At 40.6% G+C, this 26,593-nt stretch carries 17 protein-coding genes and 3 pseudogenes; 14 read left to right on the top strand and 6 right to left on the bottom strand.

Annotated elements, in window-relative coordinates:
- Position 1 precedes the first annotated feature (1 nt).
- Positions 2–1,114 carry a maltose/maltodextrin ABC transporter ATP-binding protein MalK gene (malK, locus tag BTO10_RS05390; protein ID WP_105023839.1) on the bottom strand — a complete coding sequence of 371 codons (1,113 nt, stop codon included), beginning with the start codon at positions 1,112–1,114 and terminating at the stop codon, positions 2–4.
- A 656-nt stretch (positions 1,115–1,770) separates the two neighbouring features.
- Between malK and malE the strand changes: the two genes are divergently transcribed.
- The 3 genes from malE to malG all read left to right on the top strand — a co-directional run bounded on the left by malE (position 1,771) and on the right by malG (position 5,510).
- Positions 1,771–2,955, top strand: coding sequence for a maltose/maltodextrin ABC transporter substrate-binding protein MalE (gene malE / locus BTO10_RS05385; RefSeq protein ID WP_105023838.1), 1,185 nt, complete (start codon positions 1,771–1,773; stop codon positions 2,953–2,955).
- A gap of 81 nt (positions 2,956–3,036) precedes the next feature.
- Positions 3,037–4,608, top strand: coding sequence for a maltose ABC transporter permease MalF (gene malF, locus BTO10_RS05380; RefSeq protein ID WP_105023837.1), 1,572 nt, complete (start codon positions 3,037–3,039; stop codon positions 4,606–4,608).
- Positions 4,609–4,619: 11 nt separating this feature from the next.
- On the top strand, positions 4,620–5,510 hold the full coding sequence (malG, locus tag BTO10_RS05375) for a maltose ABC transporter permease MalG (protein WP_105023836.1): 891 nt from the start codon (positions 4,620–4,622) through the stop codon (positions 5,508–5,510).
- 584 nt (positions 5,511–6,094) lie between these two features.
- Here malG and BTO10_RS05370 read toward each other — a convergent pair.
- The 4 genes and pseudogenes from BTO10_RS05370 to BTO10_RS05355 form a co-directional block, all read right to left on the bottom strand.
- Entirely contained in the window at positions 6,095–6,340 is a 246-nt protein-coding gene (locus BTO10_RS05370) for a hypothetical protein (RefSeq protein WP_032498029.1), read from the bottom strand.
- 278 nt (positions 6,341–6,618) lie between these two features.
- Complete coding sequence (locus BTO10_RS05365; protein WP_004737700.1) at positions 6,619–7,122, bottom strand: acyl-CoA thioesterase; 504 nt, start codon at positions 7,120–7,122, stop codon at positions 6,619–6,621.
- 360 nt (positions 7,123–7,482) lie between these two features.
- A pseudogene (locus BTO10_RS05360) lies at positions 7,483–9,132 on the bottom strand (peptide ABC transporter substrate-binding protein).
- Positions 9,133–9,324: 192 nt separating this feature from the next.
- Complete coding sequence (locus BTO10_RS05355) at positions 9,325–10,218, bottom strand: DMT family transporter (RefSeq protein WP_105023835.1); 894 nt, start codon at positions 10,216–10,218, stop codon at positions 9,325–9,327.
- 99 nt (positions 10,219–10,317) lie between these two features.
- On the opposite strand from BTO10_RS05355, the gene BTO10_RS05350 reads away from it, so the two are divergent.
- Both BTO10_RS05350 and BTO10_RS05345 read left to right on the top strand, forming a co-directional pair.
- Positions 10,318–11,106 carry an AraC family transcriptional regulator gene (locus BTO10_RS05350; protein ID WP_105023834.1) on the top strand — a complete coding sequence of 263 codons (789 nt, stop codon included), beginning with the start codon at positions 10,318–10,320 and terminating at the stop codon, positions 11,104–11,106.
- 809 nt (positions 11,107–11,915) lie between these two features.
- Positions 11,916–12,422 (top strand): TetR/AcrR family transcriptional regulator, encoded by a 507-nt coding sequence (locus BTO10_RS05345; protein WP_105023833.1) that lies wholly within the window; start codon positions 11,916–11,918, stop codon positions 12,420–12,422.
- Positions 12,423–12,494: 72 nt separating this feature from the next.
- On the opposite strand, the pseudogene BTO10_RS05340 reads toward BTO10_RS05345, so the two are convergent.
- Positions 12,495–13,401, bottom strand: a pseudogene (locus tag BTO10_RS05340) (IS5 family transposase).
- A gap of 725 nt (positions 13,402–14,126) precedes the next feature.
- Here BTO10_RS05340 and BTO10_RS05335 point away from each other — a divergent pair.
- From BTO10_RS05335 to BTO10_RS05295, 9 genes and pseudogenes are all read left to right on the top strand, one after another.
- Entirely contained in the window at positions 14,127–14,633 is a 507-nt protein-coding gene (locus BTO10_RS05335; protein ID WP_105023832.1) for a TetR/AcrR family transcriptional regulator, read from the top strand.
- A 374-nt stretch (positions 14,634–15,007) separates the two neighbouring features.
- Positions 15,008–15,991: pseudogene (locus BTO10_RS05330) on the top strand (IS630 family transposase).
- A 559-nt stretch (positions 15,992–16,550) separates the two neighbouring features.
- Positions 16,551–17,099, top strand: a complete 549-nt coding sequence (locus BTO10_RS05325) for a hypothetical protein (protein ID WP_105023831.1) — start codon at positions 16,551–16,553, stop codon at positions 17,097–17,099.
- A 10-nt stretch (positions 17,100–17,109) separates the two neighbouring features.
- Entirely contained in the window at positions 17,110–17,592 is a 483-nt protein-coding gene (locus BTO10_RS05320) for a hypothetical protein (protein ID WP_105023830.1), read from the top strand.
- A gap of 12 nt (positions 17,593–17,604) precedes the next feature.
- The gene (locus BTO10_RS05315) at positions 17,605–20,016 is read left to right on the top strand and encodes a TcfC E-set like domain-containing protein (RefSeq protein ID WP_105023829.1); all 2,412 of its coding nucleotides are present in this window, start codon (positions 17,605–17,607) and stop codon (positions 20,014–20,016) included.
- A 15-nt stretch (positions 20,017–20,031) separates the two neighbouring features.
- On the top strand, positions 20,032–20,790 hold the full coding sequence (locus tag BTO10_RS05310; protein WP_105023828.1) for a hypothetical protein: 759 nt from the start codon (positions 20,032–20,034) through the stop codon (positions 20,788–20,790).
- Between the two features lie 3 nt (positions 20,791–20,793).
- Positions 20,794–21,816: a hypothetical protein gene (locus BTO10_RS05305; RefSeq protein ID WP_105023827.1), complete on the top strand. Its 1,023-nt coding sequence runs from the start codon at positions 20,794–20,796 to the stop codon at positions 21,814–21,816.
- 3 nt (positions 21,817–21,819) lie between these two features.
- Positions 21,820–25,104: an Ig-like domain-containing protein gene (locus tag BTO10_RS05300; RefSeq protein ID WP_105023826.1), complete on the top strand. Its 3,285-nt coding sequence runs from the start codon at positions 21,820–21,822 to the stop codon at positions 25,102–25,104.
- 155 nt (positions 25,105–25,259) lie between these two features.
- Positions 25,260–26,255 (top strand): OmpA family protein, encoded by a 996-nt coding sequence (locus BTO10_RS05295; protein WP_105023825.1) that lies wholly within the window; start codon positions 25,260–25,262, stop codon positions 26,253–26,255.
- The last annotated feature ends 338 nt before the right edge of the window (positions 26,256–26,593 follow it).

Here is a 26,593-nt window from a genome sequence, read left to right as displayed (position 1 = left end):
CTTATTCAGTGCCGTACTCTTTGTACAGACGACGACATGCTTTGCCATCGCTATGGAACAGGTGACAACGGTGCGCTGGGATACCGATAGCAAGTTTGTCGCCAGGCTCTACTGTTAGAGTATCTGGTTGACGGTAGATAACGTCGGCATCTGCACTTTCAAGGTTTAGGTAAACTTGAGTTTCGTTACCTAGCTTCTCAACAATCATCACTTCGCCTTCAATCGTTGCGTCGCCCGCTTCTGCAGACATCAAGTGCTCTGGACGAACACCTAGTGACATGCGGTCACCAACGTTAACGGTTGTACCATCAACAGGGATCCAGAAAGTCATGCCGTTTGAAAGCTGTACCAGTACGCGCTCTGCTTCCGCTTGTTCAATGTGTACAGACATAAAGTTCATCTTAGGTGAGCCAATGAAGCCAGCAACAAAACGGTTTTGAGGGTAGTGGTAAAGGTCCAGTGGCTTACCCACTTGAGATACGTAACCGCCATCAAGAACAACGATTTTGTCAGCCATTGTCATCGCTTCCACTTGGTCGTGGGTAACGTAGATCATGGTGCAGCCAAGCTGACGCTGTAGTTTCGTGATTTGTGAACGCATTTGAACACGAAGTGCAGCATCTAGGTTAGATAACGGCTCATCCAGTAGGAATACGTTTGGTTGAGAAACCAGTGTTCGACCAATCGCAACACGCTGACGTTGACCACCAGAAAGCGCTTTAGGTTGACGCTCTAGTAGGTGACCAAGCTGCAGGATTTCAGCTGCATGTTCAACACGCTTATCGATTTCAGCTTTATCCGCTTTCGCTAGCTTAAGGCCAAAAGACATGTTGTCGTAAAGGTTTAGGTGAGGGTATAGCGCGTATGATTGGAATACCATACCTACGCCACGCTTTGATGGCTCAACGTCGTTCATACGCTCGTCGCCAATGTACAAATCACCTGAAGTGATGTCTTCTAGACCTGCGATACAACGTAACAACGTCGATTTACCACAGCCTGATGGTCCAACGAATACGACGAATTCACCTTCGTTGATCTCTAGGTTTACGTCCTTAGAAATCTGTACATCGCCATATGATTTATAAACGTTTTTTAAAGTGACACTCGCCATCTAGCTCGTCCTCGATCAAATTTTAAGTTGTACTGCTTATCATTATAAGAAATTTGTGGGCCAGCAGTAACTGTAGGAATTGGTAAGTACTGAGTGAGTAAAAAAAGTGGGTGGGGCTTGAATCGTTACCCAAGCCCCACCGTCATTGCCAAACTGATGCCTATTTCCCCCACAACAAGCTAAACCTCCCCCGTGATTCCATCACAGGTTTAGCTTGATGCCTAATAAAGACAACAGCGGGCAGCTAAGCCAGCTTAATGAATCATGCGATACACATAATACTCGCTGGGAAAGAGTTCTCACTATCCACTCTCGGATGAACGTAGTCTCGGTGAATTAGCGTAAGCGCACATCCTCCTAATGGAAAATTAACTAGGGGGAGTAGGAGGGGATGAGTAGATAAATGAGCTCAATAATAATTAGCGATCCAGTTCAAATAAATTCACCGGATAACGGTGATGCCGATCACGCTGAGTGCGTTTTTTGTGATTTTAGTCTCTAATCTGACCGGATGGTGATCACGAATTTAAGCCATAATAGCTAGGGCGTAGTGGCTAGGATGATGAGCTAGTGAGTGTTTTCTCAGATCATAACTGTCGATAACTGGCTCGTCTTGGCTGATGTGCCCTACGTATAAGTATAAAAAGGATATTAACATGAAAAACGCTCTAAGCGCTGTAGCTCTAGGTACATTAGTTGCATTGGGTTCTTTTGGTGCAAACGCTGCTATCGAAGAAGGACAACTAACAATCTGGATAGGTGGTGACAAAGCTTACGAAGGGATGGCTGAAGTAGGTAAACGATTTGAAGAAGACACTGGCGTTAAAGTAACAGTAGCTTTCCCTGACAAACTAGAAGAGAAGTTCTCTCAAGTTGCAGCGGCTGGTGACGGCCCAGATATGATTTTCTACGCACACGACCGTTTTGGTGGTTTTGCAGAAGCGGGTCTTCTTGTTGATATCAAACCTTCTAAAGAAACAAAAGAAGGTATCGTAGACTTCGCATGGGACGCAGTTTCTTACGAGGGTAAAACAATCGCTTACCCAGTTGCTGTTGAGTCAGTTTCTCTAATCTACAACAAAGCACTTGTTCCTAACCCACCTAAGTCTTGGGAAGAAATCCCAGCACTTAACGCTGAACTTCAAAAAGAAGGTAAGAAAGCGATCATGTGGCCTCTACGTGGTGGCGCATACTTCACATGGCCTCTACTAGCAGCTGACGGCGGTTACGCATTCAAACAGGTTGCTGAAGGTTACGACATTAAAGATGCAGGCGTAGCGACTGAAGGTGTTCAGAAGTCACTAGGTTTCATCGAGAAAATGGTACAAGACAAAGTTATCTCTGCAGACATGGACTACTCAGTAGCGGAGTCTGAGTTCGTTGCAGGTAACGTTGCAATGACAATCAACGGTCCTTGGGGCTGGGCAAACATCGAGAAAGCTGGCGTAGACTACGGCGTAGCAACTCTACCTAAGTTCAACGGTAAAGCATCTAAACCTTTCGTTGGCGTATGGGCTGGTGGTATCAGCACAGCTTCTCCAAACCGTGACCTAGCGGTTGAGTTCATGGAAAACTATCTACTAACTGATGAAGGTATGAAGAGCCTGAACGACGATAAACCACTTGGCGCTGTTGCTCTAAACTCTTTCCAACGTCAACTAGACAGCGACACTCGTATCGCAGCGACAATGGACAACGCGATGAACGGCGAAATCATGCCTAACATCCCTCAGTTCACAACGTTCTGGTACAGCATGGAAGAAGCGATCGGCAACGTAGTTGATGGTCGTCAAACAGTAGACCAAGCGCTGAAAGGTGCTGAAGATCGCATGACTAAGTAATAACTAAGCACTACCTTTTAAGGAGAGGGTAACCTCTCCTTACTTTTCTATTTTTTATCTATATCGCTAGCAGGTTCCTCTATGCAGTCAGTTCAAGGTACAGATGCTATCCCAGCACCATCAAGCCTTCCAGGCAGTAAAAGCGTCTTCATCAAATGGGGGTTGCTTGGTAGCGTTGGCTTAATTAATGGCTACGCTACAATTCTAATGTATTCTCGCGGTGAGCTCGCTTTTGCGCTGCTTACAGTGATCTTAACGGCTTTAGCTCTTTACATTTTTGGTAGTAAGAAAACTTACGCCCACCGTTATATTTACCCGGGTATTGCCGGAATGATCTTGTTCATTCTTTTCCCATTGGCATACACCGTTGGGCTTGCGTTTACTAACTACAGCTCAAAAAACCAACTTTCTCTAGAACGTACTCAAACCGTTCTTTTAGACCGCTCTTTCCAAAGCGGCGAAAGCTACCCATTCACTTTGTACAAAACAGATAACGGCCATCAAATCGTGGTTAAAGATGGCGATCAACTGTTAGCGACTGAAGTATTTTCGTTAGGAGGCATGACAGCGACAGATATGGACCTATCGGCTATCGAGTCGACTCAAGGTGAAAAAGAGAAGATCAAAGCGATTATTCAAAACCGAGCAGCGATCAGTGGCGTAGATTTCCATCTGCCAAACGGCGATGACATCCGCATGAGCGGTTTGCGTAAGTTTGCCTCTGTTGCTCCGCTTTACACGCTACAAGAAGATGGCGAAACACTGGTTAACAATGAAACTGGTGATGTATTAAAGCCAAATATGGAAGTCGGTTTCTACCAACCTGTTGATGCAAACGGTGAGTTTACTGGTAACACTATTTCTCCTGGCTTTGTCGTTGGCATCGGTACGCACAACTTTGAACGTGTATGGAAAGATGACGGTATTAAAGAACCTTTCATCAGCATCTTCATCTGGACGGTTATTTTCTCTGTATGTACTGTGGCGTTCACTCTGATTATCGGTCTTGTACTTGCAAACATCGTACAGTGGGAAGAGCTGAAAGGTCGTTCTATTTACCGAGTTCTACTTATTCTGCCTTATGCGGTACCAGCGTTCATCTCGATTCTTATCTTTAAAGGTCTATTCAACCAGAGCTTTGGTGAGATCAACATGGTGCTTGAGAATATCTTCGGCCTAAGCCCGAACTGGTTCTCTGACCCGATTCTTGCGAAAACCATGGTGTTGATTGTAAACACATGGCTAGGTTTCCCTTACATGATGATTCTATGTATGGGTCTGCTTAAAGCGATTCCTGATGACCTATACGAAGCGTCAGCAATCGATGGTGCGAACTTCCTTGATAACTTCAAGCGAATCACTTTCCCATTGATGATTAAGCCGCTAACACCGCTATTGATTGCAGCGTTCGCCTTTAACTTCAACAACTTCGTAATGATTCAACTATTAACGAACGGTGGCCCGAACATGATTGGTACTTCTGAGCCAGCGGGTTACACAGACTTGCTTGTAAGCTACACCTACCGAATCGCATTCGAAGGCGGCGGCGGTCAAGACTTCGGTCTAGCAAGTGCTATCGCGACGCTTATCTTCCTATTGGTTGGTGCACTAGCGTTACTAAACCTTCGTTTCACTAAACTGTCTCAAGATTAAGGAGCACGACAATGGCTATGGTACAAGGTAAAGGCCTTAAATACCGAGTGTGGGCAACACATGCACTGTTGTGGTGCTTCCTGGCAATGATTATCTTCCCACTACTGATGATCATCGCGATCTCGTTCCGTGAAGGTAACTTCGCAACGGGTAGCTTGATTCCAGACAATCCATCGCTGGAGCACTGGAAACTTGCACTAGGCATCTCAGTAACAAACGCGGATGGTTCGGTAACAACACCACCATTCCCAGTACTGACTTGGTTGTGGAATTCAGTGAAAGTGGCGGGTATTACATCTATTCTGATTGTGGCACTGTCTACGACATCAGCTTACGCGTTTGCTCGTATGCGCTTTAAAGGTAAAAATACAATCCTGAAAGCGATGATGATTTTCCAAATGTTCCCTCCGGTATTGGCTCTTGTAGCGATTTACGCGCTATTCGACAAACTTGGACAATACGTTCCGTTCTTAGGCTTAAATACGCACGGTGGTTTGATCTTCTCTTACTTAGGCGGTATCGCACTGCACGTTTGGACGATTAAAGGCTACTTTGAGACGATTGATAACTCTTTGGAAGAGGCTGCAGCACTGGACGGTGCAACGCCATGGCAAGCATTCAGACTGGTTCTACTGCCGTTGTCTGTGCCAATTCTAGCGGTTGTGTTTATCCTGTCGTTCATTGCAACAGTGGGTGAGGTTCCAGTAGCGTCTATCCTACTTACTGATGTGAACTCTTACACGCTAGCCGTAGGTATGCAGCAATACCTATACCCTCAGAACTACTTATGGGGTGACTTTGCGGCAGCGGCTGTACTTTCAGCGCTTCCTATCACTATCGTGTTCTTACTTGCTCAACGCTGGTTAGTTGGCGGTTTGACGGCAGGTGGTGTAAAAGGATAAGCTGTATCCTATAAGAAAGAAAAAGAGCGACCATTAGGTCGCTCTATATTGGCATTTTTATTACATCATTTGGTTTGGCCGCCGATCAGTAATAAAAATAACCCTCAGGTTACGCATAGCTGGCTACTAATCAGGTTCCTTACGCTATTAATGATTAGTGGTTTTTGTAACTCTAACCCAGGTATTTACTTGGGTTTTTTTATGCCTGCTGTTTTTATCTCACCTTTGTGTCAGCTTTACTCGTTAACTGTCTACCCAGCGCGGTTGTTATGTTTACAACGGCTTAAGTATTCAAAGTTTCGAGTCACTTCTCTCCTAAACACTGACTGCATCATCTCGGTTACTTGAGGAAATGAACTAGTCTCACAAATCAGACATTCAGTATAAGGGGCGATTGGTCTATTGATATATTGCTAATATTCCATTGCGTGATACTTCAATGATTTGTATGCAACAACTATAGATATTGCATAAAAAAGGACATAGACACAACTGTGTCTTTTAGAGCTTTTGCTCGTTATTTCATATGCTTATATAAGGTGATTTGGATATTAGCTTTGTGAAGTGTTTGGTTGAGTATTGAGTCAGAACTCTTTACTCGAAGGAGCGCATCCAAGGTGTTGCAGTAATACATAGATACTTTCTTGATCCAAGGCCACGCGACGAAACAGATCCGCAAACGTCGAGTCACCGCCGAAACAGGTTTGGATGTAGTGGTTGATCTCATTACTGTCGTAGCCTTCGACGTACAAAGTTCTAACCCATTGGTACTCAACAGCCTTCAAATTGTTCAGTGTAGCTTCGCTAAGAGTGGGGCGTGTGACGCTCAAGTGTGGCTCCGGGAAATTTAATACATCCATTATGATTGGCGGTATTTAACCAGAGCAAAATGACGACTTTATTACAGTCAAAATAAATCATTGAGCTTAGGGCAATTCATTCTAAGTGTTGGCTGAGAATCACGTTCTATGGGCGTAACAGAGTGCTTTTGGGGCTTATTAGATAGGAAGGTAGAGTTAGATAAACGAATGCCAAGCGAGTGCCTGGCACTGAAACTATTTGGGCTGAAAATAGCTGTTAAATGATAATGTAGGGCTAATGGTTAACCTTATTTCAGGTACTTCACGTGCGCTTCCATCTCTTCACCGATCTGCTTTCGCATGTTCATGAGGCGAATAGCTGAATCTCTTAGTTCGATGTCTTCTGGTGTTTCTGGAATCCATTCTGGAACTTTAGTCGGGTTACCATTTTCATCCACTGCAACCATAATAACGATACAGTGAGTGGTTAGTCGGTTATTCAATTCTTTAGGATCGCTGGCTTGTACATCGATAGCAATATGCATAGAAGAGGAACCGGTATAGATGACTTTTGCACTTACTTCTACCAAGTTACCTACATGGATTGGGGCAACAAATCGAATACCACCAGCGTAGGCTGTAATGCAATATTTACCACTCCATCCTGCAGAGCAAGCATAGGCCGCTAAATCGATCCATTTCATTGCTGCGCCACCATGAACTTTACCACCAAAGTTCACATCCCCGGGTTCAGCTAAAAAACGCAGAGTAACGTCTCGTTTACCATCTTGTCGGCTATTGTTACTGCTCATGTGTCTTCCTTCATTATTATTTTATTGCATAACATGCGTGTTACTTGCTAATAACAATATACTTAAGACGACATAATTTAAAGCGGATAATCTCAAGGTTACGAGTATTTTTTCAAACGGATGACAAGCAGGTGAAGGTTGTTGTTTGTTGGGCTTATGAGGTAGTGGAATAGGCTCATGGAGTTCGATACTGAAAAAAACACCTAGCGCAGTGCTAGGTGTTTTTAAGCCGCTAGGTACTCATCGCGGTACCTTTATAATGTTAGCCAACTAACCGTTGTTTTATCTGGTTCGTTAAAGTGATTCTATCTTCATTACCACCAAAGTGGTAGTTAAAAGTCTTTATTGTTGAGCTCACTTTTACTGTTGTATGAAGTATAGATCCTTAGCGTAGATATTTCCTTTCGGATTGTTGTTTGGGAAGCCTTTGAGGGTATTTCGCACTAATCGAGTGTGATTGTAGTGATATAGAGGCATAACTGCTGCGGATTCGTTTAATATCGACTCAGCATGCTGGTATAAAGCAAAGCGATTAGCCTGATCTTCCGTCTTGCTTGCTTGCTGTAAAAGCTCATCGTATTCTGGATTACAGAAACCACTTTCGTTTGCTGTGTGATCGCAAGTGAATGCTTCTAGAAGAGCAGAAGGTTCTGGGTAATCGCCAAATGCCCATGAACGAGCAAGTTGATAGTCTCCGGTTCCTTTTGCTGCAACGTATGCTTTCCATTCCATGTTTTGTAATTCAACGTGTACCCCTAGAGGCTTCCACATAGAGGCAATTGCGATGGCAATTTTTTTGTGGTTCTCGCTGGTGTTATAGGTGAGTGTGAATTTCAGAGGGTTTGCTTTGTTGTATCCAGCGTCTTCAAGTAGCTGTTTCGCTTTGGCTTGGCGTTCGACACTATTTAATGCTTCAAATACTGATTTCGGCGCCGTGTAGTTAGGAATATTATTCGGTGTCACGCTGTAGGCTTCGGGTTCACCTTGCCCTGTTACCTTATCTACTAGTATTTGACGGTCGACGGCCATGCTTAGTGCTTGACGTACTCTGACATCATCAAATGGCGCCTGACGCGTATTGAACGAGTAGACGTAAGAATCTAGCAAAGCTTGCGCTTTAATTTGCTCAGGGCTCTCTTTGACAAGTTTTTGGTAGTACTCAAGCTGCACGCGATTGGTCATATCAATCTCACCAGACTGATAACGAATAAGCTCAGCGTTTTGAGATGATAACCCTAGGTAGGTTACCTTATTAATAACCGTTGAATCGTTACCCCAATAGTTTGGGTTTCTCGTCACTTCGACGTATTCATTGGGAACCCATTTACTGAGAGTGTAAGCACCATTGGTCGTGATGTTTTCCGCACGAGTCCATTGATCTCCTTTCTCTTCTACTAATTTAGTTGGCAGAGGGAAGAAGGTTTTAATACTCATTAAACTCATTAAACTCATTAAACTCATTAAACTCATTGAAGTAGGGAGTAGGTTTCGATAAAGAGATCTCTACCGTGCGCTCGTCCAGTGCTTTAATCCCCAACTCTGAGGGAACTTTGTCTCCAGATAGAATTTCACTGGCGTTGACGATATTTGCCGTCGAGAAAACAAAACCGGTGTTATTGCCCGTTTTAGGAGACACGGCACGTTGCCAACCAAACACAAAGTCTGCTGCGGTAACAGGATCACCATTTGACCACTTCAGACCATCTTTTAAAACGAATGTGACCGTCTTTCCCCCGTCGCTGAACCTCCAACTGTCAGCTTGTCCCGGAATTATTTGTCCATCGCTGTTCTCGATAACAAAGCCTTCAAACATATCGTTGACGATAATATCTCCTGGCATGCCTGAGTTGACGAAGCTAGGGTCTAGCGTATTTGGCTCTGCACCATTCCCACGAACAAAATGCTGTCTTTGGCGAGTGAAGTGCCAGAGGGTACAGAAGCAGCAATAGCTGAAGTCGAAGAGAGAGCGATAAGCGATGAGATAAGCAAAGGTAGCTTTGGTTGAATCATTGTACTTCCTTTTACAACTTAAACAGTACTCAATGCATTAAAAATGACTCGGACACAGGTTGCAATACAGCAAGTGTGCATTAACGGAATTTGAAAGCGGTGTGAACAAAACGAAAATGCCTGCGGAGTAACGCAGGCATTGTTAAGTGGAACTTGTTCGTGTGTAGGAAGCTTAAAGTATGGGAACTTTACTTAACTTTGTTGAGGTAGTGGCGCTTCCAGTCTTGGTTTTCTTTTTACTTGAGCAAGGATAACACCAGAAACGACCATGATACCGCCAATGATATGGAACTGGTTAATCTCTTCGCCTAACCATGTTGATGCCAATACAATCGCGACGACAGGCATTAAGTTCATGAACATCGCACTTGAATCAGCGCCAATCGTGTCAATCGCTTTGACCCACATCCAAGGTGCTAAAATAGAAGCCGCTACCGCTGCGTAAGCAATCAAAGGAATGGCTTGTTGTGAAGGCACTAGCTGATCGCTGGTTAGCCAAAGTGGTGCCAACATCGCGACCGCGAATATCCCTTGCATGTAGATGACTACCCAATTGCTTATCGGCATTTTCCAACGTTTTAGCAACACGCAGTAAGAAGCATACACACAAGCTGCGATTAACATGTAGCCATCGCCTTGCGTTAACTCTTGATGGATGAAGAATAGGGGATCGCCTTTACCAAGCATTAATGCTAAGCCTGATAGAGACAACACACCGCCTACAATACTCAAACTTGAAATTGACTTGTTAAGCAGTGGAACGCTAAGGAATACGCTGATCAATGGCACTAATGATGTAATCAAAGCCATGTTCGAAGCGGAAGTGGTTAAGCCTGCGTAGTAACCTAAAGATTGGTTCAACACCATACCTAGAAAGCCAAGGAAAGCCAGCTTTGATAAGTTAGGCTTAATGGTTGGCCATTGTTTGACAACCGAGCGAATGCAAAAAGGAGTCAGAATTAACATCGCAATAAACCAACGGTAAAAACTCATCGCGCTTGGTTCGATGGTGCTTGCAGCGAGCTTGTTGACTATCGCATTGGCACCCCAGATACAGACTGTGAAAAAAGGTAAAAGATAATGCATGTGAATTCCATCGCAAAATGAGTTGATGCGGCTAGTTTGACAGGTCGTTATACTTACAGATATCTTTAAAAAGACATCAGGCGCGATAGGAAGACAAGTTTGAAAAAACACCCAAGAAACCTTCACCCATCCTTATCAATTGATAAGGCACCATCCAACGTATTTATGAATTTTGAAGCGTTCTTATCGAATACTGAAACGCGTGTCCACAGTCACCCTTGGGGACAGGTTCAGTTGATCAGTGGTGGGATTCTTGAAATGGAGGCCGAGGGAACTCGTTTCTTGGCGCCGCCACATCTCGCTATTTGGGTGCCAGCAGGGGTTAGGCACTGCAGTTATAACCGTAAACCGCTTGATTACTGCTCACTGAATATCGCCCCAGAGCTAACTCAGCACCTGCCAGAAAAGACCAGCCTAATTAAGATCACGCCGATAGTCTCTTCGATCATTGATGACTTTCGTCAGCGTGATATCAACGTGGCACAAACCGAACCAGACAAGAGACTGGTTCAGGTCTTATTGGATCAACTCGCAGAGCGTCAAGTTGAACACCACTTCTTACCTTCAACCGACAACAAATACCTTGCGCCTATTTTAGCGGCGATAGAAGAAAACCCAACGGATGAAGTTTCGTTGAAAGATTGGGCGGAGAAAGTCCATACTACCGAGCGCACTTTGTCGCGTCATTGCCAGAGTGAATTAGGTATGAGTTTTACTGAATGGCGACTGCGTGTTCGTTATTTATACTCAATGGATCTGCTAAGAAATGGGCAATCGGTTAAAGAAGTTGCGCTTACATTAGGCTACAACCAAGCCAGCCCTTTCATCAGTATGTTCAAGAAGTATTCAGGTCAAACTCCTGAGCAGTATAAAAACCGTTTGTTGTGATTAACTACGGGCATTGCAAAATATTAAGAATAAGCAATTACAGTAAATATTATCCCAGTGCTACCTTATATAAGTAAAATACAGAACTATGACACTTAAAGTCTTTCTTTAAAGGGGAAAGGAGAGACTTAATCAAAATGACTAAAGGATGAAAAGAGGCTTTCCTCCAGAAGCTAAAAACGATCATATTGAGATATATTAATATAAAGCGGCATAAGTTGGTTGTTTGATATGAAACTAAGCTACGGCTAGTTAGGCCAGACCGAGAAGAGGCGTGAAGTTGTTATGGCTTTCTTGTAAATTTTTATGATTATATTTTTGATATTATTATCAGTAACTTATGTGTTTTTTTATGTATTTTTATATATTTTTAGGTTTTTGTTATATTTTAATTAGTTTTTTTTGTTTGATTTAGAGGTTAATGCGCTCCGATTTTAACTAACAACGTACCAAATGGAGAGCTTATCATTTACACGTTCTAAAACTGGTCTGATCATTAAGGTGGATAGACAGTACATCAGTATTACTCTTAGTTTTATTGCAGTAGTTATTGGTTAAACTAATAGCCTTGATGATGAAAGTAATGCAGTGCAGGACGATGGCTTGAATAGCAATTTGGTATGCGATGGTAAAGGCTCTTAATTGTAATGCTTTTATCTACAGCAATATAATTCAAAGTGTTTAGTTAAGTGAACATGGCGTTAATTATGTATTTTCTATGTAAATAGTTAGGGTGACTTTTCGTAAATCTAACTTTTCATTATAAATCATAGTTGATTTAAATAAGTCAATATTGAGCCGTACAAAACATGAAGCCAAGTGAAGCAGTAAAAAGAAAAAAAATACTTCAAAGTGCAATAGCCCATTTTTCAAAAACTAGTTATAGAAATGTAAAAGTAAACGCAATCGCAAACTCTGCAGGTGTTTCGCCATCCCTGATTTATTATTATTATGAAAGCAAAGAGCACTTATTTGTAGAGTCTTATGCTCATATTATCAATCAAAGAGTAAAGTCGGTTAGTAAGCTTACCTTTAAGAAGTTAGTGTTATTGTATACATCAGTTTTTCTGGAAAACTATAAGTTCTCTGCATCAATTAGTGAGGTTGCTTCTTCTAATCGCGATGCCAAGCACGATATACATGAAGTTGTGTATTCTTGTTTTAAGTTATGTAGTGATATTAAATTGACAGATTACGATACATATTTAGCGGTTCTAATGGGCTTGATACCCAGTCAGGAAGTAATGTCATGCCCCAAGGAAGCCAATTTTAAGATGCATAATTTGCTTGAAGCCTATAATAAGTTGCTTAAGTAGTACTCGCTAGTTTGTAGTGGTGTTGTTGATCGAATCAGCTTGAAGATCAACGATACCATATGTAGCTATCCGTTAATTTCTAACGGGCATACCTAGTCCTATGACTTTGTTAATCGCTTTGACATTCGCCATGATTTCGCCCAGTTGAGCGTTGTAACATCTCAAGCTCAATTAACTGCTTGTTAGTCCTTTATATCGGGACATAACAGTTTCAGATATTGAACGATAGTGATAACCAGACTCTGTTCTCCATTTCGATATTGTTCCATCTCTCAGAGTTATTACCGTTTTGTTTCTGGGATGACCGTCTTCCCAAAGAGCTGCATTCTTTCGAGGCGGTATTAACGAAGTACAGTCTTTATTTTTTCAGAGTCTCGTAGCCATTTTTGTGTCATATACTCCATCGGCGGGTACGGCAGCGACCTTTCAACGTAGTGGGTTGAGTAACGTCGGTAACACTTCACTATCGCCTACATTTACAAGACCGACTTCCGCACTCATCGGTTCGTGAGTATCCACATCTACAGCTAAGTGCAGTTTACGCCATGTCCTACATTTCTGCACCATGCTTATTCACTTTCCACTCACCCTGACGAAAGACTTTGAGGCCAGCAGAATCAATGGCTATATGGCGAAAAGCCCCTCTCGATTTATTGCGATATTTGACCTGAACTGTCTTCGAGCGTTTATAGATACAGGTATAATCAGGGGACGTTAGTGGAACATCTAATAGCTCAAAGATAGAGTCGATAAAGCCTTGAAGAGCACGTAAAGGAATAGTGAAGATGCCCTTAATCATCAAGGCGGTTTCAATCGCTGTATCAGAGTACTGAAAGCCTCTCCCACGCCTACCATGATGGGTTTTGCATCACCATGCATCTACGGCTGAATCCTCTATCCAGAATGTAACCGAACCACGTTTACAAAGAGCCTTATTGTACTCCGACCAGTTAGTTATCTTCTTGTTTGATTTACCCATATCACCACCATTCCAATCGTTTCAAATGATCAGATCGCAGGACTTGGAAAAGGTTCAACTATTTTAGGCAACAACGCCTTCTTCGTCTATTTCATACATACGATTAAACAATATTTGATCTCAGTTCCAAAAATGATTGTAAATGGAATCATAAATTAAATATCTAATTAGAATGCTTACATTTCCTTATGCTTAATTAAGGAAAATTCAAGTGTATATCTTACATCAAGGATGTAGAGGCCATGTTCACCCCTCTCTAAATAAATTTGATAGTTAGTAAATTAAAAGCCCCATATAAGAATATAGATTGAATAAAAAGGTCTTTATTCGGTAGATGAAGCAGATTTCTGACGTAGTAAATGAATCTCATTATCTTTTTTTACTAAGCCAATTCAAGTTAGAAAAAAAATATTGAATTTATCGCCGTTATTTTCAACTTTCAAGATTGCTTTGAACTACAATAATCGATTTTGCCTCGTAAAAATACCATTAAAATACCTTTAAAAAGTTATCTTTTTATGATTCCTACTGAAAATCCACTACCGAAAGTGTTGTTTTCGTAGGTTTTAACTTTTAATTAACAACTGGTCGAATGAGTTTTTTGTCAATTTTATAATTTGACATTTTTATACGACTGTTAATAATTGATCTATGTTTTAAGTGGTTAAATTGAAAGTTTTTTTCTATAAATTGACCAGATTTATTTTTTGAAATAGCGAGCTTTAATGAAATCAAAGGAACTTTTAAAAAGAAATAAAATAATGGAAAGTGCTTTTTTACACTTTTCCTCATTAAGTTATAGTGATGTTAAAATCGCAGAGATTGCTAAATCTGCAAATGTATCATCGTCACTATTATATTATTACTATGAAAACAAAGAACAATTGTTTATTGAATCATACGCCTACATACTTGAACAACGAATTAGATTAATTGATAAGTTGACCTTCAAAGAGTTGGTCCTTATTTTTACATCTATTTTTGTGGAGAACTACAGATATTCAGTTTCAATAAACAAGTTGATTCTATTAAAGTCCGACATTAAGGAAGAGTTTTTTGACATCATTTACTCTTATCTAAAACTTTGTACAGATGTAGAATCAACCGATTATGAAAGTTACTTAGTTGTATTAGTCAGTTTAAACGCATACCCTGGTGTTATGTTGTCTTCAGAAAATATGAGTTTTACTGTAGATAATATTATCGAAATTTATAAGAAACTTTTAAAATAGACTGCTAAATCTTTCTTGGCTGTATTTTATATTTTATAAACCGATTAATGTTGCAAATCCCATCTCATAATCAGTAGAGGAACCCTGCTTTACCAATATGAATAATATTGCACCTAGCGTAATTGAATGTTCACGTTGGTTGGGTTCTCGATATCAAAGATATCGGATGTTTTATTTCTCAAACTGATAAGCCGTAAACTTATTCTGATAGTATAAAATTATAATTATTCTTCATAGTCGTTTTTAGAATATTGTGAATGTTGAGTGTCTATACCCGTGATCATTGGAGATGCTTGATTTTCAATGAAATCAGGATCATGCTACTCACCATGAAAATGGTGCTAACTCCTGAGTAAAAACAACAACTCGAACAGATGCACAATACTGAGCGTGATCGTCGAGTATGCGACCGTATAAAAGCTGTCTTGCTAGCTTCCGAAGGTTGGAGTCCGACTATGATCTCTCAAGCCCTTCGTATCCATGAATCTACAGTTTCTCGTCATTTTAGTGATTATGCTCTATCTGAAAAACTTAAACCTGAGAATGGCGGGAGCCAGAGTCTACTTTCTGATACTCAGACGATTCAGCTCATCGAGCATTTGACTGAGAATGCCTATTTTCATACGCGTCAAATCATTACTTACGTCGAAGCTGAATTCAGTGTGAGCTACACCGTTTCTGGGATGAATAAGTGGTTACATCACCACGGTTTTGTATACAAAAAGCCCAAAGGTGTACCACGTAAACTAAAGCCTAAAGAGCAGCAAGCATTTATCGAGTATTAAAACGAGGTACTTAAGCCCAAGGATGCGCCTGTACTTTTCATGGACGCCGTTCATCCAACTCAATCAACAAAACTTAGCTGTGGTTGGATCCGTAAGGGACAGGATAAGCTAATTGAAACGACAGGTAGCCGCACTCGAGTGAACCTAATCGGTGCTCTGTCATTGAAAAACATCAGCGCGACGATCACAGATACTTATGAAACGATAGATAGCGAGAGCATTGTTCGCTTCTTTTGGAAACTCAAGAAAGAGCATTATCCACTAGAGCAAACCGTGCATAATGTGCTTGATGGTGCGGCCTACCATCGGTAAGAAATGGTTAGGAATGCGGCAAAAGTACTCAATATAGAGCTTCATTACTTACCCCCATACAGCCCAAACTTAAATCCAATAGAGCGGCTTTGGAAAGTAATGAATGAGCATGTGAGGAACAATGTCTATTTTCCCTCCAAAACAGCATGCACTTCTGCTATCAAAAAGTTTTTCGATGTGACGTTACCAGAAGTTGCAGGCTCACTTGTATCCAGAATTACAGATAATTTTCAGGTACTGATACCTGCATCTTCAAGTTGAAAGAGTATATACAAGATAGTCCGAGAGCATTCGGTGTCAAAGTTTTAGTAATGACAGCTGTCAAGTGTTGAAACTATTATTGACTTTCTGAATATGGGTATGCGCACACCCTTCAGATAGATAAAATTCATTCATACAGAGATTTTCTACCAGATTGTTCAGCAGTAAAGTTCGGGTGTTCAGATAATAGTCTCAGTAAACCTCTGTAATTAAGGAAACTTTAAATTTTCTACCAAGTTTTTTTTGAATGGACGCGGTAATTATTCAATTTTATCTTTTTATACACGTTAAAATTGTGTGTTTATTTAATCATTAAATCAAAAAGCAATGCTTAAGAACTGTTCAAATATGATGTTATTTGTTATCGATTTGCTTATTTTTTTTGTTAATAAATAAGTTTTTAGAGTTAATCAACTAATATATTTATCTGGTATTACCAGTTTTTTTGTTAATTTCTGCGTTGACTTGTTACATATTGATTGTCACTATTTAGTTGTTGGCTTAATGTTATTTTTAGTCAATTAGTTGTTAATTTGCGTTATGGTTTTTAGGAGTCAGTATGATAAAAAATTATAAAAAGAGCATTGCACTTGTCGCATTAGCCGTTTCAAGTTCGTTCCCAGCATTAGCAGCCGTTGATGCTTCTCGTACATTCGTTTGGCAGGGCGAGGTTCCACCTGCTCCGACAGGAGCAAAGTACAGAATTGCAAGCCCAACAGGTAATGAACCAGCTGCCGGTAAGCTAGACTTTAATGTTGATACTGATGGTACTGTTACGTTGAAAAATGCCACGGATATTGCATTTAACGTTTTTGAATTAGGCGCCAATAACAAACCCAACCTAACTAAGGTAATTAAATATAAATATGAACTTACTTCGTTAAAAATATCAAACAGCAGTAATATGATGAAAGAGCAAGGGGCAAAGGGTTATTTTGAAATCACTGCAAATGGAAAACCACTCGCAAAAAATGCACAATCATCTGAAGTCTCTGGCACCACAACATTGTCCGTAAAAGGGCACGCTTCGAATAAAGGCGGCGTGCCTGCTGCGGGAGATTATGTCTCAGTATATGCAGCGGTGGTTGTTAGTGATGCAGGGATGTAGGCGGTAAATAATGTCTAGGCTATTAATATTTTCTTTTATAATATTCAGTTTTTCTGGATTGGCAGATCCTTTTATTGGAGCAGTAAATTTATCCGTTGATATATATTCGAAAAGAAAGATTAATGGTCTAGATATTGTTACTCCTCAGTCTGATTTTACTCTGGAATATGAGAGTGGGAAAAATAAATTTAAGGTTCTCAAGATCCCATTTATTGTAAAGTCGACGATTTCTAAGTCCGCGCTTGATAATTATTCCTTGACATTGTTAAATGCTGAAACATATTGCAAAACGGAATCAAAAAGTGAAACTTTACCGAAGGTTATGTTTAAGGTTGATGATACGGAATTTTCAGTTTCAAAAGCGTTGAAATTTAAAAATAATGCTAATGAATCAAACCATACACTGAGTGTTGATGTTTATGATGTTAAGCAAGTAAACCAATTTCAAGAGTGTCAAGGTCGTCTTTCAATAATGGCAAGAGCAAGAATTTAAGGAATAGGTAGTATGCGAATTGCTGTTGTTTTTTGTTTGTTAACTATTATATTTCCAAGTCTAACACTAGCATTACAATACCCTGAAGGGTTTGATGACTTATTTTCTGAAAAACAAAGAAATATTAAAATCCAAATTTTTGGAGAGAGGGAAAGCATTATAGTAAATGCTCTTGTTACCTATGATGATTTTCGGATGACTATAGGCGATGAATTAAAGGTTCAGGGGTTTTTAGGCTCGATGAATTTGAAGGATGAGGTTGTTAATAGCATTGTTTCTGACCTCTTAAAAGGTGTTTCAACCGACATTACCTGCAAAGAGAGTATTGTTGATTGTATACCTAATAACACTTTGCACTCGGTTAAATATACATTTGATTACGACAATAGTTTTTTGAAAATATTTCTTGGTTCTAATGTTTTTTCAGTGTCTGGCAGAAATAATTCTTATTATTCGGCATTGCGTCAGCAAAATGCTTTGATTAATCAAATGCGTATTTACACTCAAGCTGGTTCAGGTTTGAACAACTCTTTGAGTACAGAAAATGATACGACGATAGGCTTGCCATTTGGTTTTATTCAAGTTGAGTCACAACTAAATTCTCACTCAAAAGGCGATATTTATAGAGCCGGCTATGATTATGAATTTGACGCATATCGGGTGTTTGCAGGTTACACCAGTACGAACGACCCCTTTAATACCAGTGACTTTCTTAATCAAACGGCAAACTATGCATCAACGGGGATCAGTTATGGTACCAGTGGGAATTTAGTTCGGGGTGGTCAAGCCAATCAATTAAAATTGTACTTTATGGCTTTACGAGCAGGTCAGTTAGATGTTTATCAAGATGACCGCTTGTTGATTTCTCGTGCTGTTTCGTCAGGCCAACAATTCATTAATTACAGTGAGTTACCTAATGGCAGTTACGATGTCAGATTAGTGTTGAAGTCTGGTGAGCAGGTTTTAGTCGACGAAACAAGACGAGTTGTGAACACTCCTGACCTGTACCTGCCTATTAGGGGCGTTGACTATGTCTTGAGTGTCGGTCAGCTTGATGTCACGAGTGATAATTTCAACGAAATGTCTTCATTGAACTTTGGTCAGTTTCGTTCAACATATAAATGGGATGAAAATCTTCTTTTGGCAAGTGGATTAACTTTCCACGACAAAGATGATATTTATACCAATGTCGGGGCGAAATATTTTTTCCAGGAATCTACTTCTCTTGACTATGTCGCGGGCTATTTTTCAACCGGGGATACATATCAGTCAGCCACATTGGATTTTAATTTTGGTCTGTCTTTGTCTGTCGAGTCCTTAGAAAAAAACACTCGTTCATTAGCCCTTGACCTAGCATCACAACTATACAGTCCAAGTTCTTTTTTACGTTATGATATTGGTACAACAGCAGAGATTTTTCATGGTACTGGTTACTTAAGTTATAGACACTCAGAGAATAAAGGAGCAATGGAGGGAAACTCTGACTTCAATAGTAGCTATACCAGTAATAATTTAATTGCAGGCTGGTCGAAGGCGACATCATGGGGCAATATTGGTCTCAGTCTCAACTATAATATGATGGATAACTCAACTCCGGATAATATTTCAACGAATATCTATCTATCTTATAACTTTAGTCGTGATTTGACGGCTCAATTCTCGACTAACTTTGAAAAAAACGGTAAAGAACGAACAGAGACGGCGCTTACTTACTCTCACTCTAGTGATAGCTTAGATTATTCAGGTACTGTTACTGGCTCCGTGGGAACGAGCGAGCCAGAGACTTCTCTTTCTGCGCAATTGTTTAAGAAAGAGGGGTATGGCCATTTTAATGCTTATGGTTATACCGGAACCAATGATATTAAAATGTTTAGTGGTTCATTTACGGGTACTCAAATTTTTACTGCAGATAGCGTTAACTTCACCGATGAAACTGGCGAATCATTCGCAATTTTATCTCCTGAAATCCAAGGTTTAGATAGCATGACTGTCGATTACGATGTCATTTCCGATAATGGAAGTAAATCTATGGGGGAGTTTGATGCAATATCCGAGCATATTGTGAGCTTACAGCCTTACAATGAAGTGACAATCCAACTCAATGCTGAATATCAAAACCTAGATATAAGTGACCCTTCGCGTACTCAGATAATGTACCCTAGCACAGTATTAATAGTCGATAGCCAAATTAATCAATACAATAGCCAAATATATGTTGTTAGTGATAATCAAGGTAAACCAGTGACAAACTTACAATGTATTGGAGATGATTGTCGAGGTGTAGAAGCCCTATCTAATGATGGTGTTTTCAGAGTTAAGTTTATTAACAAAGGAACTTACCAATTATCTTCATCTGAAGGTCCGTGTGTCTTTTCTCAATCGAAAACAAATAGTTATTTTATATCTGCTCGCTGTTCTAGTTAGTAAAAGGTTATGTCAATGATGTCTAATTTAAAAAATACACTAATAAGTGCTTCGGTGCTTGCGATTATTCTACTTAGCTCCCAAGTTTATGCTATTTCAATTGATACGATGGTAAGTTTTGGAGATTCCAAGGGTAAGGCAGAGCTAGTCGTAACCAATTCTGATAGCCAACGCCAGTTTATCAATGTCACTATTAATAAAGTGAATTTGGAAAATGGAGACTTTACCTTTGAACCTTATACTCGAAATAATATAGAAAAATGGGAAGTTGAAGCAACGCCTGCGCGTACAATCATCGATCCTGGATTTCATAAAAAAGTTGTTGTAAGGAATATCTTACCAATGAGCGAATGGTCTGATCATGAAGACCGGATTTACCAGTTAAATATCATTCCAACACCTTATATGAGTGAGGCTAATGGCGAGACAAAGAATCCAGTTCTTGTGACTTTTGGTTTTGCCCCTTTTGTCGTTTTACCTGCCAAACAAACCCCACCTATTGAATATGAGTTTACATATCTCGGCGATAAAGTGGAGATTTTTAACTACGGTAAGGGGTATTTCAGCGCATCAGTCAGCAGTTGTGATGATAATACTGAAGAGATGGAAAAAAGTGAGTGTGCTGTTTCAGTTGTTGTACTGTCTGGCCGAAGATTAGTCCTTGAATTGCCTGAGAAGATGAAGAATCAAAACAAATTTGAGGTATCTCTGATTTCTCATGCCAATAAATTCAGGGTTGAAAAGACCTATCATTTTAATAACCCCAGAGGTTAAGGCATGTGGAATCTATTTTTAACGGTAGCGATATTATTATTTATTGCTCCCGCCCAAGCTGTCCTTTTAACTGTAGATATTCGAGGCGATAACGTTCGTTGGAATCAAAGTGAAAGCGTCACAAATGGCTTTGTTCCTAGTAATTGGTTTCTAAGTTATGGTCTTCCTAGCGCTAAGGCTTTCACTCAAGCTCGGATTAGTGCTAACCAAAGTATTACTTTGAGGGGAGGAGGTCAAACAGTCTCTATTCCGCTCGAAATAATCGGCTTTGAGTACATGAGCCCAAAAGTGGATAACCTTCGCTCTTATAAGGGTTCAGGTTCTACTCAGCTGACTCTTGACGGTGTTCTAATCATTGCTAATGGCGTTGGGCAAGGGGAAAAGCTAATCAATCTAACGACTGAGGCAACCCCATTCACTCATTTTCGGCCAATATTCAAGGCTGTGGATAGAAGTACACTACTAAAATCATTCACCGACGTCAAAGCTATTCGAGGTATTTATACTGGTCAGTCAACAATTACGGTCGAGTATGATTATGTCGTTCCAATGTCTGGAGTTCGTGCTCGGCATACTTTATCTGTGCCATTGACGATATCTGTTAATTATGAACCGGCTGTGCTCAACACAGTAAGATCACCATGTCTTCAATCAAATCAATCGATGACGACAAGATACGACCGTAGGGACAATGTTTCAGGCAATATTTTATGCACATTCACAGCTGAAGGAGTTTTCCCTTTGGGCTTAAAACTATCTTTGTATAGTGAAGATGCCGGGAATTATCATTTAATTGGACCAGAGAATAAAACCATACCTTTTAGTGTCGAATGTTCGCGTTGTGAAGACAAAATACTATTACGTGATAATAACGTAAGGGTCCAGAGCACATATATCGATAATGCCGGAAACTTAAACGTTTTGCCCTTTAATTTGAGAATATTTTTTGACAATAAGAAATTGAATGAACTTAAAACAGGCAAGTATAGAGGTATATTTCGCTTTCTCATCGAGCCGAGGATTTAATATATGACAAAGACTTTTAGTGACATACGAAATCTATTCCAACTAAAGCATTGGCTCATTATCACTTTTATCACTTTGGTGAGTGCTTGTAATCAAAGTGATGATGGACAGAAGAGTGCGTCAGCAGCAGACACGACTCACTCAGGTACTGTTAGACAAGGCTTTACAGTGAGCGATGGCTTTGAAGTTATCGCACCGGGTCGGACTCAATATGTTGAGTTGTCAAAGTATTCATCCAAAACCTCTTCTATTCAGGTGAACTCGGTGACAACCGAGGATCCTGATTGCCAGGATGCGACGGTGAAAGACCATGGTTTTGAGGTGAGTGTACGAAGTAACCCGTCGTTATGCCGTTACACGTATAGTGCTTCTTCACTTGATGCATCTGCCTCGGCTGAAGTGATTGTATTTGCAAGTAATGCACTTCAACCTACGTTACCTCCGATATCGCGCGCGTTACAAGTTGATGGCAATGCGGTTGATATCGATCTTAAACAGCTACTAGCGACCGACTTTCCCGCAGGCTATCAATTGGTAGATCAAGCTGCGTTAAATGTTCAAGGCGATAATAAGGGGGCCGTTGTATATAAATCAGGCACTACCTTCAGCTATAAACCGCCTACAATGTCGGGCTGGAATCGGATTGTTTATACCTTGAGTCATCCTAGCAAAACAGATCAGGATAAAGTTGGTGCTGTCTATGTCACTATTTCTGATAAAGTGAATTTACCGCCACAAATAGGCAAACCAAATCTTGACTATAAAACAGAGGTGGATGCCGGTGTCAGCCTGACGATTGATTTAAAGACTTCGGGTGCGACTATAACTGAGCCTGATGGCCAAGGTTATCAACTTTTGGCAGTACAAAGCATGACGGGGGTTGTTCAACCAACTGATAAAGACTCAGTCACTAACACTCAATTTACTTTCAAAGCTCAAAAAGCTGGCGAGCATATCGTTAGCTACATCGTCGCAGACCATTACGGTGGCTATAGTATGGGCCAAATGAAAATTACAGTGAATGCGGACTTAAGGCCACGAACTTGGGAGCAAATAGCGATTGGTAGCGAGTTTTTTACGGCACCAGAACGGTATATACAAAGCGTGTTTAACGTTTTTCATGTTGCCCCTGAGTGGGATACAGGCGTTAAGAATACACTGTCTGCATTTAACGATCAGTCTGGGCAGCAGTATTGTGCATCCAGAGGGCGACTGCCAACCGTGAGTGAAATGCAATCGCTGCACGTTGAGGAAAATAGGCTAGACAAAAAGAAAAAATGGCCAAAAGATAAACACTATCTGACTCAAACCAACAACAACGGAAACATTGTTTTTGCTGGTTATGATCTTAAAGCCAATACTGTGTCTAAAAATCTTGGCCCATACTATGTCACTTGTGTACAGAACAGCTCATTCGGATTGAGGATGCGTACTAATATCGCTGTTGCCGACGGCAAAGAGCATTGGATTGCGACTTTAACCAAAAAAGATATCAGCCAATCTCCGACGTTAACGGTAAAACGCGGGAGTTTGGATGATGCGGAAGTGACCTTGTCTTCTAAGAGCGATCCAAATGATTCCTTGAAAATCAGAATCTTTGTTCGTGGTACCAAAGCGGGATCGTTTTATATCGATGCTTCTGATTCATCAGACTCGGTAAAAAGCCCGTTAGTGACCCTGATAGGCGATGCGTCAAATGTGAATTCATTAGAAATAAAGCCAGGAGCCGTCTCTTCGGCAATCGCTAATGGCACAGATAAGATAAAGGCGACTTATATTCTTACCGATAAAAATAATAACCCTATCTCTGGTCATGCCGTGACTTTTACTTGGTCAGGGAATGCGTTAGACGGCATTACAACATCTCAGCCGATAGTTCGTCAGCTAACAGGCGGAACAGTCAGCATGACTGGTACCACTAACCAAAATGGGGAAGTGGTTATCGAGGCCAGTGCTAATGCCGCGAATGACAACCTTGTTATTATTGCTTCAGTATCTAAGGCAAGGTCAAATGTGTGGCAACCTCGATTTATACAAAAAGGGGTTATAAAATTTGCTTTAGACAGTTTCGGCTATGGTACCGCGCTGAGTTCTGATGGTACCGTTGATGTAGTCTGGGCTCAGCAATCTTTAGGCGGCACCGTACCACCAGCTATTTTAAAAGTGCGTGGTTATCAAAACATAACAAACCTTGTGGGATCAGGAGCAGGCTTTGGTATTATCACCAATAATAACAATAACAATACGGCCTATACTTTTGCCCCGCACCATCCCCATCTAAATAATCTTAAAGGTGTTCAAGACGTCGATGAATTAATTGGATCCAGTGAAAGCTGGCTTGCTATTAAGCCTGACCGTTCTGTAGAAGTTTGGGGTAAATCCTCGGGTAAGACAATGTCTTGTGGAATTGATACGAGCACGATCAGAGTTAAAAAGGTTAAAGCCGTGACTAATGGTTTCGTGATCTTGCTCGAAAACGGTGAGGTGTTTGTTTGCGGAAAAGTTTGGGGTCTTTATGATCCTTACCCTACTCCACGTGCACACTACATTGTAGATATTATGGGTACTGAGACTCATGTATTACTGATTCATGTGTCGGGGAGGACTCAACAACTTGGACCCCTGTATCGTTACCCTTCGCGTAAGACCCCTCATCCTACAACACTCGATATAAAAAAAATGGATAAGGTACTATATTCAACAGGGCTCGCATTTGCCGTGTTATGGAATAATGGGACTGTGACAAATTGGGGGCTAAATTCTTATGGTGGGGCAACAACAGCGTCCATGTGGTTAAAAGATATAGATAAGATAGTACCAACATACAGAAAATTTGGAGCGCTCAATCGTAAGACCAATACGCTGACTATTTGGGGGGGGCGTTATAATCCTAGTACTCATAGTGAAGAAGAGGTTCCGACTGAGACACTTTCAGGTGTAAAAGATGTGGTTAGTAGTATTGGTGGTGGTTTTTTCATTCGTAAAACTGATGGCTCTAGTATTATTTGGGGCGATGATAGTCATTCTTATATTCCTAACAATATGTTAAAAGATGTTAAAAAAATCCTCAAAAACTCTTGCTATGGTAATACTGCTCTGGCGGCATTGAAATTTGACGGAACCGTAGAAGTTTTCGGTGAAGCTAGGTGTGGAGGAAATAACAATACCGGTGTTGACCTTACGGGGGGTGTGAAAGATATTTACTCATCTGGTCATTCTTTTCATGCAATAAAAAATGACGGGCGTTTGGTGTCTTGGGGGTATGGCTTTAAACCAAGGCCAAACTAGTCTGTTATTTTCTTTCCTCCTCATCTCGCTGTCGTGATGGGGAGGTCGGATATTTTCGGTCGCTTCAGTTGTTATGCTATAGATATAAAATAAGACCATTAAATATAGTCAACCGACACTGAAAGCCTCTATTTACATCGATAAAGATTATTCCTATGAAAAAATCTATTCAAAACACGATCGTCATTTTTTTTCTGTCCGTATTTTCACATCTCACTTATTCAGGCAGCTATGAGATAAATGACGCGTCTTTTTTAGGGGGAAAAGTTGGGTACGGTTACGCCAATAACCAAGATTCCCATTCTACCATTTCTAATGGTGCTATTGTGGGGCTCTATGGGGGGCTGTATATCACTGGAAATATAAGCATTGATTTAGGTTACCAATATCATATTGTTCCCAGTAGTAGTGATGGAACAAATGTAAACGTATCCTTCATTGAAAGTGGAGTAAGGTATGATTTTTATCAAAAGCACGATCTGTATTTTTATGGACGAGTCGGTGTGGGTCAATGGGGAATGAGTACTGAATACCAACAGAAGTCGATAAACGACACCGGTTTTTCGCCAATAGTGGAAGTGGGTAGTGTTTATAAACTGTCAAACAAAGTAGAAGTCAATATTGGCTATCAGTACATCAATCACATTGGTTCAAGTAAAACCGGCACTTACAATAGCCATGGTTTGATCTCCGGTCTGAGGTTTCACTTAGGTAAGGGAAATGACACAACGGTTGTCGTTAACCCTACTGATGTCATCAAGAAAGAGAAGCTTCCCTTACAAGATCGCCAAACGTCCCTTCATACGCCAATAAAACATCATTACCCTGCACTTAATTTTGCTTTTGATAGTGATGAGGTCAACGGAGGCGATGCTCATGCAAATTACCATAAGTTGCTAGAAAGGTTGAAAAAAGATAAAAGTTTAAGAATTAAAGTTATTGGGTATACAGATTCAAAAGGCGCTGATCAATATAACTTTGCACTCTCGAAGAGAAGAGCTATCTCATTGGCTAAGTGGTTAGAAGCTAATGGAATCAATAAAGAACAAGTATCCGTTGAAGGTCGTGGTGGATCAAATTTTTTAGCGACAAATTTAACACCAGAAGGCAGGGCGTTAAATCGACGGGTAGAGTTAATCATGGTGAAGTAGTTTATTAATAATTAAACTGATCTTGTTACGTGTTTTGGCCCCAATGAAAGGTACAACAAATCATTTACCTCCCTTTTTCCGGTTGAAGCAGCCATACGGTTCGAGCGGGTATTGGAGGAGGTAGCTGCCTTGCTATGCCCTTACCATAAGAAGTCACCAAATGTAAGCTTACAGAGAGCGGTAACGGAAGAAACGTTTGAGTTGAAAGGGAATGAGTTCACCTTTGTTTTTATTGGGGCGACTTTGGTTAAGTGATTGATTTTAAACGTAATTTTTTAATTATTTAAAAGCTATTAGATATTTGGCTTTAAATTTACGGTCACGGAATTCAAAAAAAA

This window comes from Vibrio chagasii (genome assembly GCF_002954585.1).
GTDB lineage: Bacteria > Pseudomonadota > Gammaproteobacteria > Enterobacterales > Vibrionaceae > Vibrio > Vibrio chagasii_A.
The sequence above is the reverse complement of the archived record's forward strand: the minus strand, read 5'-3'. Positions and strand labels throughout refer to the sequence as shown.